Genomic DNA, 14,584 nt, shown 5'->3' with positions numbered 1-14,584 from the left:
TCCACTACAATCAACAGGATTTAAAAACAACATTGGGCTTTTACAGAGCCGTATCTTTTGATGATTTGTTAAAACTATTTTATCCTAACGCCTTGTCAACAGCACCAAGAGCATGAATCATTGTAGTATCAAATAATGGTACGTCGACATCGTCTTGTTTAATTAATAAGCCAATTTCGGTACATCCTAAAATAATTCCTTCTGCCCCTTCCGCGACTAATTTTTCTATAACCGCCTTAAAGTATTCTCTAGATGCTTGTACGGTTTTTCCAAGACATAATTCATTGAAAATGATTTGATTCATTGTCACTCTTTCCTGTCCATCTGGAATGAGTATATCAATATTTTCGTCCTTAATCCGAGATGTATAAAAATCCTGCTCCATCGTATATTTTGTTCCTAGCAGTCCAACCTTTTTCAAACCCTGATTTAAGATTTCATCAGCAGTTTCCTCAGCAATATGCAGAATAGGGAGTGAAGTTTTCTTTTGAATCATGTCGATTACTTTATGCATGGTATTTGTACAGATAACAATAAAATCAGCTCCTGCATGTTCAAGACTCAGTGCTGCTTCACCAAGGATTTCACCAGCCTGATCCCACCTATTCTGTGACTGGCAACTCTCAATTTCATCAAAATCCACGCTATACAAAATGCACTTAGCGGAATGAAGTCCGCCCAGTCTTTTTTTTACTTCCTCATTAATAACCCGGTAATATTCAGCGGAAGATTCCCAGCTCATTCCGCCTATCAATCCAATGGTCTTCATACAGTAATCCTTCCTTCAATAAAAGATCATTTACATGAGTTCGCTATGATTAGGCGATAATCCTCTTTAAATTAGTACTCTAATTCGGAATACGTCTTTACAGAAATTTGACTCTAGTTAATAATTAACAAAAATACTCTTTTATAGGAGATACGCTTGTGGAAGCATTTTTAACATTTAGGAAACAGTTATTTTATAATTATCTATTTGGCTCATCACTAGCTGTACTTGGAGTTGGAGGAGTATTTATTTTCTTTACTCTTACACTATCAATAACTGAATTCTATTATATGGGAATCATTTTAGTGAGTTCATTTATATCAATGGCTTTAATTGAATACCGAGCGTTCTCCAAAGATATAAAGCCAATTTTACAAGTATTCGAACATGATCAAATTGATTTGGCAAGTCTAAAGCTTGCATTTGGAAAACTTCATCTTTTTCCTATCCTGACCTTCAGAAGGATTATGGGACCTCATCTCTTTGGTTTATCAATTCCGGCGGTTTTTTTGAGCATTCTCTTTATTCACTACAATCTTTTAAACCTACCTTATATTTATATTTTCTTCGCAATCATTGGTGCAGTCCTTGTTGCAGGAATGCATGCAATTATTGAATTCTTCCTGACAATCAAAGCAATACAGCCATTATTGAGCGAAATGGCTGCTATATCCATGAAACATTATAACAATTCCCTCTCACAAGAAGGGAAACTGGTGATGTCAATTAAGTGGAAATTCCAGTTGAGTTTTCTCTATATCACTGTTTTTCCTATTCTATTGTTTGGACTTGCAACACAGGTGAAGCTGGATATTTTGGCAGAGTCAACGCAAAATTACTGGAGTTGGGCACTTTTTATTATTCTCTTAGGTCTGGTGTTTGCTTATTTTGGAGCAAAGCTATTGTTTTTAGATGTCCTTCAGCCAATCGTTCAGCTGCAAGAATCGATGAAAAAAATACAACAAGGCCAGTTAACAATGACACAGGAATTGTATTCAGATGAATTTGCTGGACTCGTTACCGGGTTCAATCATATGGTTCAAGCGATCAAGGATCGGGATGAACAGAAGCAATTAATGTTTGAGAGTTTCCTTGAGAGCTTGTCTGCGATATTGGACGCAAGAGACCCCTATACTGCTGGACATTCTACAAGAGTAACGGCATACACATTGGCATTAGGAAAACGGTACGGACTATCGGAAAATAATCTATCGCTTTTGAAGAAATCTGCCATCCTCCATGATATAGGTAAGATTGGCATCCCTGATGGAATACTCCTTAAAGATGGCAAACTTACAGACGATGAATTCGCCAAAATAAAAAAACATCCTGAAATAGGTGCTTATATTATACAGCAAGTACAAGGATTCTCAGAGATGGACCAAGTGATTGAAGGTGTGATGTATCATCATGAACGTTACGATGGTTTAGGCTATCCCATGGGACTAACCTTCGATGCGATCCCGCTTTTTGGGAGGCTAATAGCCGTTGCTGATGCATTCGATGCGATGACCTCTGACAGGCCGTATCGAACAGGTATGTCCTTTGATAAAGCTCTGGGAATTTTAGAAGAAGGCAAAGGTGTCCAATGGGATCCTGTGTTTACAAGATTATTTGTAGATTTGATGCGTGAAGGAGTCTTTGAAGAGCCTGGCTCTCATGCCCAGTTTCAAGATTATATTGAATATATAAGTTAACTTATCATAGCCAGTAAAGATTAAATGAAAAGAGCACTAGTCAATCGCTATTGCTCTTTTCATTTATGCTCGAAATCATTTTCCAGTATATTGCTGCGAACACTCAAGACTAATGCATCCTTCATAATCGAATTCTTTCATCATTTGTACATAAGTACTTAAAAATCTCGGGAACTCTCTGTCTGAAATATAAATAATGATGTTCAGCATCTTCGATCACGTTAAATTTAACCCTTATATCTTTTTTTCTTAAAATTTCATATATTTCATTATTTGAATTCACAAATTCCTTGCTTATCATTTTGTCAGTTTTTACTTCTTCCGAGCCACAGTCTAAATAGAATTTTTTAAGCTGCGACAAATCTGCCTCTTGCAAAAGCTTTTCAATTTCCTCTTGATTGCGGAAAAATGCCGAGGATAATACCGCAACATTCCTAAAAATATTAGGATATACACACGCTGCATATGTGGAGATAAGTCCGCCAAGCGAAATGCCTGCCATGCTGTTCTGATCTTTTAATGTCCGATATTTTTTGTCTATGTAAGGCTTTAATTCATTCACAATAAACTCTATATACTGCTTACCTTTTCCGCCAGTCGGATCGATCCGGCCAACAATCTTCCTGCTATACTGACCATTTTTCCATGGGCAATACTCATTCATTCGTTCTTCGCTATTTTGATCAATTGCCACAACAATCAGCTTCATTTCTTTTTCATTTAAAAATTGTTCAAGCTGTATTGAATGTCCCCCTATAGCATCTTCATCGTTAAAAACATTTTGGCCATCGTGCATATAAAGTACTGGATAACTTTCAGTTTCATTTTTGTAATTTTCAGGAAGATAAACTCTAATCAATCTATCTACATTGAAGGACGTCATATTTATGTGCAATTTTTCAATCATTTTGTCCGCTCCGTTCCCTGCAAAACTTCATTATTCTATCTCCCGGAAATTTTTGAATGGAAAGTAGACAAATTCACTCTTGCCGATAATGCTGCTTTGTTGGATATAACCAAGTCCATTTCTGCTGTCCATGCTGTGTAAGCGATTGTCTCCCATGACAAAAAGATGGCCGTCGGGTATTGTAAGTGGCCCAAAGTCACCTGTCAGTCTTAGCCCGCTGATATTAGCGACTTTTCGGTTTTTTGTCAGATAAGATTCTTGAAAGGATTTTCCGTTAATAAGTAGCTCATCATTTTTCATCTCAATTTGGTCACCAGGAAATCCAATGACTCTTTTGACATAATTCTCTTCTGTTCCTTTAATAATCACGATGTCACCGCGTTTAAGTTGATCAACGGAATCATATTTGTTAACAAAGATTTTTTCGTGATTATGCAAGGTTGGTTCCATCGAAGCTCCCTCAACTATGTATGGTGCAAATATATAGGTTCTTACCAAAAAGGCGATGAGTGCAGCAAATACCAAAGATGTAATCCAAGATTTCAATTCATTTTTTGTATTTGTTTTATCCATTGCAATTCCTCCTCAATTTCAAGAAAATATGGCCTAATAAATTTGTCCATTTCGAAATCTATAACACTCTCAAACTTCCTTATAATATATTCGTATCTACTCTTTCACTCTCCTGCTATTTCAATAAAAATGACACGATAAGATAAACAAAATGGTAAAATATGCGGATAAGGAGTGAGGAATCATGAATTTTTATATTGCCACTAGTTTTAAAAATAAGGAAATGGTCAAGGCATTGGCAAATCAACTTAAAATATTGCTACGATTGGACGATCAATGATCGTGCAGATTCAATGGATTTACTCGCTTCCATTGGTGAAAGTGAGTTAAGTGCGGTGAGAAACTCAGACTTTTTGGTGATGTTGCTGCCTGGTGGAAAAGGAAGCCATATCGAAATGGGAATTGCTCTCGGACTAGGGAAAAGAGTATATTTATATTCGCCCAACAATGATATATACGAGTTTGATAAAACAAGTACTTTTTATCATGTTGCAGGAGTCACTAAGTTTGTCGGTGATATTGAATCATTCATGAAATTTTTACTAGAACAGGAAACCACAAACTTTTTTAACCGATTATGTACACAACAGCCATTAGGATAAGGGTTAATAGATTCATCCATACAGAAAGTTTTAGCATGAAAATTGCCCATGTTTTTCCTTTTAATGCGTAAACAAAAACGATGATAGAAAAAATAAAATTAGCAGCTAATCTTGCTGTGGAAGCATTCCCCCAGAATAAACCGTATATTAACGATAGTGCAGCTGCTACACTAAAAATAATGATATACGCTTTAAAAATCTTTTCTTTCCGTTCGCGTTCATGCTGGAATTCGTACAATGCTTTCTACCTCGTTTACTGTTTAAATTCAAAGTGTGTCAAATGATAAAATATATGCACTAACTGTGACTGCAATAATGATCAGGATGGAGCCGAGCAAGAAACTAACATCCATGAATAATACAGTTCCGCCAATAGATAACCACATTAGAATGAGACTCAGTATTTTATTCTTCCTGGAAATCCCTTTTTTCTCACGGAAATCCTTAATGTAGGCTCCGAGCCATTTGTTTTTTATTAATTTTTGATAAAGCGTCTCTGATGATTTTACATAGCAAACCGCACCGAGCAGGATGAGTGGAGTGGTTGGCAGAAGAGGAACTACAATCCCGATTACTCCTAGTCCAATGGATAGAGTCCCTATCGTAATTAAAAAAGCTTTGACTGCAGCATTCATGAGTTCCTCCTAGACATCCCGAAAAAATACTTACTTAATGCATTCTATCATTTCAGCGGTACATTTGCTTCAGACAGCAGTTCAATCGGTATGCCAGCTTCTATATAACTCCTGACAAGCTTTCACCCAAAATCGTAAGCGAAGGTTTGGAAAAATAAATTGCCTGTTTCTAATGGCTTACCGTCGATGACAAGCTGTGCTGAAAGGATCGACATTACTTCATGTTCCCGTAAGGATATCCTCGATAATTCCTTCAAGTCCCACTTTGCATTGTTTTCAAGGACGAACTTAAAACCCTGTTCCCATCCCCTGATTGATTCTTCATAGCCAAAATCGGAAACTTTTCCCCCTGCAATTTCCCTGGCTTGATATTCCTGAGAAATAATACCTTTCAGTTCTGATAAAGAAGAAGTTTTCCATATATCAAGATAGTGTTCATAAAACTTATTAAATGATGTACCCAACTTTCACACCCCTTTGAACAGCAATGACAAAATTATCCTATATCTATTAGTCAATTACAATACCTTGAATTCTTTTCAATTCCTGAAAACTAAAAAGCTGCTGCTCTTATGAGCAACAGCTTACTTAACTATAATATTGTGTCTTGTATAATAGTTTCCATATCTATAATAAAATTCAATTTCAGCATCTTGGCCTTTTATTGAAAAAAAATATTTCGTTTTAACTAGTTCACAATTCTTTTGATACTCAATACCTTCATTTTCTGCAAATTCCTCTAAATATGTCTCTAACTCTTTTTTCCTAATCGTATTTGGCTGTTGTAATTCCGAATTGATTAGCTGTCTGTCCTTAATGAAATTATCTATACATTCATTTAAATCTTTTTTGCTCATGTTCATTATTATGCGGAATCATTCCTTTATCATTTATTTTTCGAAAAATGGCAATAAAAAAAGTCAGAAAAGGAGTATATTCATATCCTTTTCTGACTTATGTCTGGTACTTTGCCCATTCACTGCTATCAGAAATTTTAATATAAAATTTTCATCGTTGTTAAGAAATTAAGTAAGATTAAGAGTTTTAATCTTTACCCTATTATGTATCTTAACATCAACGGACAGTTTATGCAAGTATAACTTATCTTCCACTATGGTTTAAGAATGAACAAAGAATAACTTTTATCCTGTTCAAAATTCCAGTCAACAAATTGATCAATGATTTGGGCAGATAACAACTTCTCAAAATTAGCTTTATGCTCATCCATTAACCGTTTTTCCAGGTTTCTCTTGGCAATTTTAAGGGTTTCAGGAAATCCTATATGGATTAGTTCTTTCTCAATGCTTACGAGGATTCCTTCCCTGATAATAATCATTGTACGATCATTGAGAAGACGTGATGAGACCTTTTGAGGCGGTTTTTCAGCTTCTATACTTACATTGATGATTTCCTTATGAACTAGATCCTTGTTTAAAAAGGGTTCACATTTAAATTTTTGATCATTTTCAAGGATAAGCAAAAACATCCCGGTTTTACCATCAAGATTCCAGTCATAATAAAATTCATTGACCTTTTCTTTTGTATTCGTTTCTATAAAGGCTCTGATTTCTTCTTCTAATGTTTCCATCATTAAATCTCTAGTCTTCTGGACATAAACACTTTGCCTGTTACCAATCAATGATTTCTCCATAGGTGATAAGAAGTTCGTAATATATACGGTGACAAATGGACTCGAAAAAGTACAAAATACATTCCCGGGGCCACGCCCGAAATTTTCACGCAGCAAACGGCCAATATAGCCACTTATTTCTCTTTCTAATAGTGTGACTTCCATAAAATACCTCGCTATACATTATACTCCTCTTTAATTTCCCTTCTTTATGTATGACAAAACCAGTAACTACTCTTATATACGCTTTGACTGATCAACATTTTTTATGTAGATAAATTTTAAGCAATTGCCTTCTGCTAATATTTCCAATGGTAAACGTAAATATTATATATATGTGATGAGGGACATTTAATGTTGGAAGATAAAATCGTTTATTTAGATCTAATAAAAAAACACCCTTAAAAAAGGGTGTTTTATATCTATAGGGTTTACCGCATCATAACAACTGCCTGCATTCCTTCTTCATTCAGCTGTTTTAATTGATTATTTACGTCATTACTTGCAAGTCCCCCATGGTAGCATATTGCATTTTCAACATCGTAAGCCAAATATTTTTCCAGTGAACGGACAGCTTGTTCAAGATCAGGAGTAACATGTGCAATCGGTCCTCTCAGCTTACCATTAAAGCAAAACATCGAATCTGCTGCTATCAATGTTTTGCTAACCTTATGGTAAAGGCTGATATGCCCAGGTGTGTGTCCCGGGGTATGAATTACTTGTATGCCTCCGCAGAAAGGAAGTTCATCACCATCCTTTAAAGCTTTCGTAATCGTTGCTTTGGGCGGATTTAAATATATTTGTTTCATCGGATCCGGTAATGCTTCCCACTCTTCAGCTGACATTTTGGAAGGATCAGTCTTCAGTAATGGTTTTTCTCCTTCTATATAGGGAATATCATGCTGATGTGCGTATACATCAATTTTTAATTCATTTAAAATCAATTCAATATTTCCAATGTGATCTATGTCCTGGTGTGTGAGAATGATTGCTGTCAAGCTCCCGAACGGTACGCCAACACGATCAAGTTCTTTTTTTATTTCACCTATTTGACCCGGCAGGCCGGTATCTATCAATATGGCAGACTGGCCATCCCATAGCAAGGTTGGATTAAACACACCGTCATCCCCGAAAGCTTTTAGGCTTAAATTTAGCATTTCCACACCCTCAGCAATTCTCATTTATACTCCCCCTTTTTTGATCAGACATATTAAATTCTCTTTTTTGCTGTAAAAACCTTTTTAATCTGTAAAAAATTACAATTAATCGTCGATAATCAAAATATAAGGATTTGTCTATATCACAAGAGAGAGGTCGATTGAATGGAAACTGCGAATGAAAATCTCTTAATGACAATTGAGTCTTATAGGCAGGAAATGATTAAACTCGGCATTGCAAGTGGATTTAATAGCCCGGAAACGATTAAAATCAGCCAAATGCTTGATACGTTAATTATCAAATACCAGCAGCTGCAGCTGCTTCACTGAAATACAATAATAGGCCGCCTTAACCGGCGACCTAATTTTTAAGAGCCTATTTTTTTATAAAAAGCTTTGTTTCGATTTCAGTTAATTTTCAATTAGCTCAGAATTCTTTGGATGATAACGGCAAAAAGAACTTAACTCCTTTTTTATTAAAAGGAAGCATCTTCATATCGGCAATTAAGTGGCTTGCATAAGCCAACATGCATGTGGCGAAAACCCCTTCCACCCCAATTGATTCTTGGAACCTTGTCGCTATTGCTGCGAAGTAAAGAGTTCCAACAATAGAGTGAGTGTAGCTGCGATGAGGCACAAAGGATGCAATGATGATGTAAAAACCCAGCAATACTAGCCAGCTTTCCTGCAGAGAAATTCCTCCTGCTAAAACACCTACTCCTGTTACTGTAAGCATCCTCCTTTGTGTTAAAAAGGAAGATAAAACGATCATACCTGCCCCAATGCATATGCCCAGCCATTTTTCTGAACTGCCACCTTCAAAGAAACTATAAAGAATCATTAAAAAACCGATAAGCTGTGCGACCGTCCTGATCACTTTATAGGATAAGGTAATCTTATTGCTTAGCTTTCCATCTACATCCACGTCAGGCAGTAACCCTGCTATTCCTCCAACCACCACTAAAAACACGGTTGTCGGCGGATCGCTTTGCAATGTGTTTGCTGTTATGAATCCAGCTGCGGCTCCTAGAGCTGTATGTATTGTTCCGTTCAAGTTTTCCACCTAATCTTTCGTTTTTGAATATCATTATAATTATATTTTACTATAATGATAGTGCCAATCCCAATCGGCCTATTTCTGAAAGGTGAAAGCAATTAATCTCTTTCGAATTCGTAGAGTTAAACTCGTCTATTGCTTTCCTACTAACCAACATGGTTTAAAAATCGACCTGCCCCTAATCACAGCCATTAAATTAAATCATGATAATCCATTTTCCATTGAAACTCATCAAGCGAAATCGATTTTTTGCTAGTAAACTTTATTCCTTCTTCTTCAAGCATCATCTTTTGAGTGATGAACATTTCGTCATCATTAAAGCCGATTTCTCCTTTTGAATTAATAACTCTATGCCAGGGAAGATGATATTTTTCGGACATTGAATGCAGGATGCGCACTACCTGCCTTGCTGCCCTTGGGCTCCCTGCTGCACGTGCGATCTGTCCATATGTCATCACATTGCCTGATGGAATGCTTTGAATCACTTTAATCACATTTTCAGTAAAGCTCGTCATTACACCACTCCCTTAAATTTATTGAATTTATTTAGCTTACCATAAAAAAGCCCGGCAGGTGATGTTTATACCGAGCCAGGCAGCTTGCTTTGGTTTTCAATTGATTTAAATTTCTTAATGATTGCCCTGCAAATCAGCCCTAACGACCAGTAGATAGGGAATGAGTATATGTGTTTCCAAGTAAGTTCTTTATAAATATGAAGCATTTCCATAGAAGGCTCTGCTACAAATGCGAGAAACAAGGAAAGCATCCCTGTAGCAATAATGAATTTTTTTAAGGAGAAGCTATACCTTTGGTACACCAGCATAAAAGGAATGATGACAACTCCAACGTCATACGGATATAACTGTGGGTTAATATAAGGTGTTAAGCGGACTGGGTACGTCCAAACCATTGCGTTGCTTCCAATAGAGTCCAAAAAAATGGCAGCAACCCCATAAAATAAACCAAATGCAGTATTTTCAATCACTTTCTTTTTATCGACAACCATCCACCATATAATTGCAGGACCTATAGAAAGAATGACCAGAAACCACCATCTTGCAGTTAAGAAATTTTTCTCATGCCAATAGCTTCTTAGTAATTCATGATAATTCCATTCTGCTTTCATTAACTCTTCTAGTGAGACAGTAGACAAGACTTGTGTTTGGTGTTGAAAAAAATGTCCAATAATCTCCACTGTGCAAGAAAGCATTAAATCACACCCTTTGTATATAGAGTGTGATTTTTTTGTTTGTAATATGTAGATGCCTTAATTTTGTCTCTTTAGCTCTTTAAAAATTCTGATTAACTGTTGTGGCTCGTTGTCTGTTACGTAAGAATAGACGCCTCTGGTTGTATGCAGATAAAGAAATCCTTTAGCATCAGAGAAATTTCTGAAGGATATGTCTAATATGTCTTTTAGATGAAAATGCTCTGAGGCTGTCGTTAATCTGTCTTCATATATTTTGATCAATTCTTTGTTTTTTCATATTTTTGTTCATTGCCCTCGATTTTTCTATGCACCGTTAAATATATTTGGGAGCAAAGCAAATGACGACCCCCTTTCCATCCAGTGAGGTTCGAACTTCGTTGATTATTATTTTACACATGTTGATTAGGAATACCTAATATATTTAACAATGATAACAAGTCTAATTATCGAAGGGGGCTGCTTTTTGAAATGCATCGGTGAATTGCTGGATCAGGAAAAGTACGGTCTCGAGGGGAACATAGCTGTTTTGGAAAATAAAGAAGCGATCATGAAGGTTTTTGGATTGAAAAATGAAAAATGGCTGAATGTATGGAATATTGATTCCCGTATTTTGACACTGTTTTATAAATCTTTTGAAGCCCAGTATGATTGGTATATCGTTGTGTACGACTATCAAGCTTTCTGTGCTGATCAAGAAATAAAAGAAGCGATCATCTGGCATGAAATCGGACACATCAAATACCCCGTATATGAAAATCAACTGAGCGTTGATAGTGAAATCGAATGTGACGGCCTTGCAATCAAAAAAGGTCATAAAGAAGGCATGCGCAAGGTCCTGGAACTCACTTTAAATATGGCCCATTCCCTAAATCATGATTTACTCACCAAAATAACAACGGAACGGCACCTAAAGCTGCTTGGATAAAGGGAAACCAGATAAAAGAATTTTGATGTTGAAAAAATCATGGAAAAATCCCCATTCACCTGCAAAAAATTTTTTAATCATTTATCATTAAAAAAGCACCAGCCAAATGAATATTGGCTGGTGCTTTTTCTCAACCAGTGTTCCTTAGGCCAGCAGCCACGCCGCTTATGGTTAACAAAACCTGCGTGAGTAGTTCATCATCTGGATCTTCAACATTACGAAGTTCCTTGATTAATTCAACCTGAAGGAAGTTAAGTGGGTCTACATAAGGATTTCGTCTGTGTACAGAATCCTTGATGTTCGGTGTATGGTCAAGAAGTTCTTCATCATCAGTAATCTTAAGCAAAATATTCTTCGTTCTTTCGAATTCCTCGACAATGTTGCCGAAAATTCTATCGGCTATCGCCTTGTCTTCTACAAGTGAAGAATACTCCTTAGCAGTGGTTATATCCGCCTTCATCAAAGCCATTTGCAGATTATCAACCGTGCTCCTGAAGAATGGCCACTCCTCATACATTTCCTGCAGAAGCTGTATATTTTCAGGGTTTTTATCAGCAAAGCTTTCCAAGCCTGTTCCTGCTGCATACCATGCTGGGAATAGCTGCCTGCTTTGTGTCCAGGCGAATACCCACGGAATCGCACGCAGATTCTCAAATTTACTGCTATTTTTCCTGCTCATCGGTCTTGAGCCAATATTCAGCTCACTTAACTCCTGTAACGGTGTCGCCTGATTGAAGTAGGTGATAAAATCTGGATCCTCAAAAACAAGTGATTGATACTTCTTTAAGGAAACAGCAGAAATCTCTTCAATTGCATCCACCCATCTATGATCGCGCAAATGACCTTGCTCTGATTCATTCAGAACATTGGTAGCGGCTTTCATCATGGTTGAAGTAGCCTGCTCAAGGCTCCGGTAAGCAATATCTTTAAGAAGGTAGCGTGAAGATAGTACCTCACCCTGCTCAGTAATTTTGACCCCCTGCCCTAGGGTCTCGACCGGTTGTGATAGAAGGCTTCGGTTTAATGGTCCGCCCCCTCGACCAAGAGATCCCCCTCTTCCATGGAAGAACTTCAGGCCGATTTGATATTTTTTTGCGATCTCATTAATTTCAAGCTGAGCCTTATATAGCTTCCAGTTAGCAGTCAATGTTCCGCCATCCTTACTTCCATCCGAGTATCCCAGCATGATTTCCTGCTGGTCATTCATCTTGCTCAAATGGTCACGGTATACAGGCATATTAAAAAGGGTCTCCATGATTTTTGGGCCTGCCGTCAAATCATCGATTGTTTCAAGCAAAGGTGCTACATTCAAGTCAGTTTCAAATGTACCGTCCGCATGAAGCCTGTAAATACCTGCTTCCTTTGCCAGTACAAGTACTTCTAGCAAATCACTTGCTGATTGGGTCATACTTACAAGGTATACTGTGATGGAGCGTTTTCCAAATTCATTATGTGCTCGTTTGATCATTTCGAATACCTTGATCATTTCCTGTGTTTCGCTTGAATAATCCTCGTGTAGCAACAGCAAAGGCCGCGGATCGGCTAAAATTTTCTCTAAAAGATCCAGTTTCTCATCTTCTGATAAGGATGGATAATCTTTAGAGACTCCAACCTTCCTTAAAATTTCAGCAATAGCGGTTTCGTGTTCACCACTATGGTTTCGGATATCAAGCGTAGCAAGGTGGAAACCAAAAAGCTGTACCTGGCTTATAAGCTTTTGCAAGGTTTTCAGCTCATGGTGGGCAGGATGATGGAGATAGATGCTTCGCTTAATGATCATAAGGTCTTCTAGCATTTCTTCTGAAGAATGATAACCTTTGTCAGATTTCCCTGCTTGTCTGAGCCTTTCTAGTACGACAGCAAATTTCCTGCGATAAACTTCACCATCAATTGTCCACTTTTGATCCTCGGTCAGGTATTTTTCTTCGTCCTGTATTACAGATTGTTTTAATTCATCACTTACAGCTGCACGTGTTGTAGACTGGCTGAAGCGTTTCATTAAATCTACAAGAACAGCCTTGTATTTTTTCAGTACAAGTCTCCTTTGTCGCTGTAATGTCTCCCACGTGACTTCAGGTGTTACGTTTGGATTACCATCCCTGTCGCCGCCAATCCATGAGCCAAATCGCAGAAAGTGTGGTACCTCCCACTCGTGCTCAGCATAATGTGCTTTCAGACTTGTTTCAACCTCCTGATGGATTTCAGGCAAAACATCGAAAAGTGTTTGATCAAAATAATAAAGTCCATTTCTCACTTCATCGATTACTGTAGGCTTGCGGTCACGCAATTCATCAGTCTGCCAAAGGACAGAAACTTCGTTAAACAAGCTTTCTTCAACCTTTTCTCGTTCTCTTTTTGACAGGATTGGATTATCCAGGCTCTTCAAAATGTCAGCGATCCTTTTTTGTATTTCCAATATGGAACGCTTAGTGGCTTCTGTCGGATGTGCAGTGATAATTAATTCCAAAGAAATGGTATTAAGCACATCCTGGATAATGTCTGAGGTTATTTGATTATCTTTTAATGATAGGATTGCCGCTTCAATGGAACCTGGCTGAGCACTGATTTCAGATTTCATTAAATAGTCACGGCGCCGACGGATACGGTGATTTTGTTCAGCTGCATTTATTAGGTGAAAATAGACAGAAAAGGCGCGGATTATATTTGTACGCATAGGAACTGATAATTTAGCAATTTCATCTTTCAACGCTGTATAGGTTTCGCTGTCGTTATCATTCCTTAGCGTTTTGCACATAGCTCTAATCTTCTCTACTTTTTCAAACAGCTCAACTCCGCCATGATAAACTAGTATGTCTCCAAGGATGTTTCCAAGCATCTTTACATCCCTGCGCAATGGCAAGCTGCTGTCGTTCACTTCAATTCCTGATGTCATTGTGTCACCTTCCTAAGACTTGTGTGAATTTTTTAAATATTAATATATCATAAAAATGCAAACAATGTGAAATATTATGCATATTTCATTGTTAAAGATTTTTCCATTGTAATGAAAATACCCTTTTTGACTCGCTTTTAATCTAGCCTTCTCAATAAGTGTACGAATTAATGCTTAATTTATCCAACGTAATGCTTTTAATTAATTCAAAAATTCTGCACCCCGTTGCTTCATTCTTGCTGAAAAGATTTGTTATTATGAGGATCAGGTATCCAATTTTTCTCTTTTTTGGTAACAAAGAGGCCTTAGTGGTTAGCTCCTTTTCCAATTATTGCTCTTTCAGGTAACAAAGAGCCTTTATTGGTGGACCAATTTAATGTTTTCCCTTTCACCTTCCTCGTTTGAGTTTTGCACTTTTCTGTTTTTCCTACAAACTGAAAAGTGGGTGTCCCAAAAGTATATTGGGAAACCCTTTTTGTGTTGTTCTCTGCACTTTCCTCATAACAACTCATCGGCCTTTTTCCGCTTC

The 14,584-nt window shown here is 37.2% G+C and carries 17 protein-coding genes; 4 read left to right on the top strand and 13 right to left on the bottom strand.

All coding sequences use genetic code 11. The features are described 5' to 3' along the window. Nucleotides 1–79: 79 nt before the first annotated feature. On the bottom strand, nucleotides 80–769 hold the full coding sequence (locus V7654_RS15780) for an aspartate/glutamate racemase family protein (protein ID WP_335431534.1): 690 nt from the start codon (nucleotides 767–769) through the stop codon (nucleotides 80–82). A 158-nt stretch (nucleotides 770–927) separates the two neighbouring features. On the opposite strand from V7654_RS15780, the gene V7654_RS15775 reads away from it, so the two are divergent. Further along, nucleotides 928–2,466, top strand: a complete 1,539-nt coding sequence (locus tag V7654_RS15775) for an HD domain-containing phosphohydrolase (protein ID WP_335431533.1) — start codon at nucleotides 928–930, stop codon at nucleotides 2,464–2,466. A 121-nt stretch (nucleotides 2,467–2,587) separates the two neighbouring features. Here V7654_RS15775 and V7654_RS15770 read toward each other — a convergent pair whose 3' ends face one another. Then, complete coding sequence (locus tag V7654_RS15770; RefSeq protein ID WP_335431531.1) at nucleotides 2,588–3,373, bottom strand: alpha/beta hydrolase; 786 nt, start codon at nucleotides 3,371–3,373, stop codon at nucleotides 2,588–2,590. A gap of 30 nt (nucleotides 3,374–3,403) precedes the next feature. Further along, complete coding sequence (lepB, locus tag V7654_RS15765; RefSeq protein ID WP_438825313.1) at nucleotides 3,404–3,946, bottom strand: signal peptidase I; 543 nt, start codon at nucleotides 3,944–3,946, stop codon at nucleotides 3,404–3,406. 197 nt (nucleotides 3,947–4,143) lie between these two features. On the opposite strand from lepB, the gene V7654_RS15760 reads away from it, so the two are divergent. Beyond that, nucleotides 4,144–4,548: a group-specific protein gene (locus V7654_RS15760; protein WP_335431530.1), complete on the top strand. Its 405-nt coding sequence runs from the start codon at nucleotides 4,144–4,146 to the stop codon at nucleotides 4,546–4,548. Here the strand turns inward: V7654_RS15760 and V7654_RS15755 are convergent. The 6 genes from V7654_RS15755 to V7654_RS15730 form a co-directional block, all read right to left on the bottom strand. Beyond that, nucleotides 4,514–4,786, bottom strand: coding sequence for a hypothetical protein (locus V7654_RS15755; protein WP_335431529.1), 273 nt, complete (start codon nucleotides 4,784–4,786; stop codon nucleotides 4,514–4,516). The genes V7654_RS15760 and V7654_RS15755 overlap by 35 nt on opposite strands. Nucleotides 4,787–4,814: 28 nt before the next feature. Next, on the bottom strand, nucleotides 4,815–5,183 hold the full coding sequence (locus tag V7654_RS15750) for a YbaN family protein (RefSeq protein WP_335431527.1): 369 nt from the start codon (nucleotides 5,181–5,183) through the stop codon (nucleotides 4,815–4,817). A 122-nt stretch (nucleotides 5,184–5,305) separates the two neighbouring features. Then, nucleotides 5,306–5,647 carry a flavoprotein gene (locus V7654_RS15745; RefSeq protein WP_335431525.1) on the bottom strand — a complete coding sequence of 114 codons (342 nt, stop codon included), beginning with the start codon at nucleotides 5,645–5,647 and terminating at the stop codon, nucleotides 5,306–5,308. A 120-nt stretch (nucleotides 5,648–5,767) separates the two neighbouring features. Further along, on the bottom strand, nucleotides 5,768–6,040 hold the full coding sequence (locus tag V7654_RS15740; RefSeq protein ID WP_335431524.1) for a hypothetical protein: 273 nt from the start codon (nucleotides 6,038–6,040) through the stop codon (nucleotides 5,768–5,770). A gap of 254 nt (nucleotides 6,041–6,294) precedes the next feature. Further along, on the bottom strand, nucleotides 6,295–6,978 hold the full coding sequence (locus tag V7654_RS15735) for a Na-translocating system protein MpsC family protein (protein WP_335431522.1): 684 nt from the start codon (nucleotides 6,976–6,978) through the stop codon (nucleotides 6,295–6,297). Between the two features lie 266 nt (nucleotides 6,979–7,244). Next, the gene (locus V7654_RS15730; protein ID WP_335431521.1) at nucleotides 7,245–7,994 is read right to left on the bottom strand and encodes an MBL fold metallo-hydrolase; all 750 of its coding nucleotides are present in this window, start codon (nucleotides 7,992–7,994) and stop codon (nucleotides 7,245–7,247) included. A 141-nt stretch (nucleotides 7,995–8,135) separates the two neighbouring features. Here V7654_RS15730 and V7654_RS15725 point away from each other — a divergent pair, with 141 nt between their 5' ends. Next, a complete protein-coding gene (locus V7654_RS15725; protein ID WP_335431520.1) occupies nucleotides 8,136–8,300 on the top strand; it encodes an aspartyl-phosphate phosphatase Spo0E family protein in 165 nt (54 codons plus the stop codon). Nucleotides 8,301–8,397: 97 nt separating this feature from the next. Here V7654_RS15725 and V7654_RS15720 read toward each other — a convergent pair whose 3' ends face one another. From V7654_RS15720 to V7654_RS15710, 3 genes are all read right to left on the bottom strand, one after another. Further along, the gene (locus V7654_RS15720; protein WP_335431518.1) at nucleotides 8,398–9,033 is read right to left on the bottom strand and encodes a metal-dependent hydrolase; all 636 of its coding nucleotides are present in this window, start codon (nucleotides 9,031–9,033) and stop codon (nucleotides 8,398–8,400) included. Between the two features lie 185 nt (nucleotides 9,034–9,218). Then, nucleotides 9,219–9,542 carry an MGMT family protein gene (locus V7654_RS15715; protein WP_335431517.1) on the bottom strand — a complete coding sequence of 108 codons (324 nt, stop codon included), beginning with the start codon at nucleotides 9,540–9,542 and terminating at the stop codon, nucleotides 9,219–9,221. A gap of 65 nt (nucleotides 9,543–9,607) precedes the next feature. Then, nucleotides 9,608–10,237, bottom strand: a complete 630-nt coding sequence (locus V7654_RS15710) for a CBO0543 family protein (protein WP_335431515.1) — start codon at nucleotides 10,235–10,237, stop codon at nucleotides 9,608–9,610. Nucleotides 10,238–10,700: 463 nt separating this feature from the next. On the opposite strand from V7654_RS15710, the gene V7654_RS15705 reads away from it, so the two are divergent. Next, on the top strand, nucleotides 10,701–11,162 hold the full coding sequence (locus V7654_RS15705) for a hypothetical protein (protein WP_335431514.1): 462 nt from the start codon (nucleotides 10,701–10,703) through the stop codon (nucleotides 11,160–11,162). A 130-nt stretch (nucleotides 11,163–11,292) separates the two neighbouring features. On the opposite strand, the gene ppc is transcribed toward V7654_RS15705, so the two are convergent. Continuing rightward, the gene (ppc, locus tag V7654_RS15700; protein WP_335431513.1) at nucleotides 11,293–14,055 is read right to left on the bottom strand and encodes a phosphoenolpyruvate carboxylase; all 2,763 of its coding nucleotides are present in this window, start codon (nucleotides 14,053–14,055) and stop codon (nucleotides 11,293–11,295) included. Nucleotides 14,056–14,584: the final 529 nt, after the last annotated feature.

Origin of the sequence: Bacillus sp. JJ1609, from assembly GCF_036967045.1 — a bacterium.
Lineage (GTDB): Bacteria > Bacillota > Bacilli > Bacillales > Cytobacillaceae > Mesobacillus.
This window is presented reverse-complemented; position numbering and strand designations above follow the sequence as displayed.

Coding starts and splice junctions, on each gene's coding strand:
- V7654_RS15735 (WP_335431522.1), bottom strand. CDS start 6,978: ATGGAAGTCACACTATTAGAAAGAGAAATAAGTGGCTATATTGGCCGT.
- lepB (WP_438825313.1), bottom strand. CDS start 3,946: ATGGATAAAACAAATACAAAAAATGAATTGAAATCTTGGATTACATCT.
- V7654_RS15725 (WP_335431520.1), top strand. CDS start 8,136: ATGGAAACTGCGAATGAAAATCTCTTAATGACAATTGAGTCTTATAGG.
- V7654_RS15710 (WP_335431515.1), bottom strand. CDS start 10,237: ATGCTTTCTTGCACAGTGGAGATTATTGGACATTTTTTTCAACACCAA.
- V7654_RS15715 (WP_335431517.1), bottom strand. CDS start 9,542: ATGACGAGCTTTACTGAAAATGTGATTAAAGTGATTCAAAGCATTCCA.
- V7654_RS15770 (WP_335431531.1), bottom strand. CDS start 3,373: ATGATTGAAAAATTGCACATAAATATGACGTCCTTCAATGTAGATAGA.
- V7654_RS15730 (WP_335431521.1), bottom strand. CDS start 7,994: ATGAGAATTGCTGAGGGTGTGGAAATGCTAAATTTAAGCCTAAAAGCT.
- V7654_RS15740 (WP_335431524.1), bottom strand. CDS start 6,040: ATGAGCAAAAAAGATTTAAATGAATGTATAGATAATTTCATTAAGGAC.
- V7654_RS15780 (WP_335431534.1), bottom strand. CDS start 769: ATGAAGACCATTGGATTGATAGGCGGAATGAGCTGGGAATCTTCCGCT.
- V7654_RS15750 (WP_335431527.1), bottom strand. CDS start 5,183: ATGAATGCTGCAGTCAAAGCTTTTTTAATTACGATAGGGACTCTATCC.
- ppc (WP_335431513.1), bottom strand. CDS start 14,055: ATGACATCAGGAATTGAAGTGAACGACAGCAGCTTGCCATTGCGCAGG.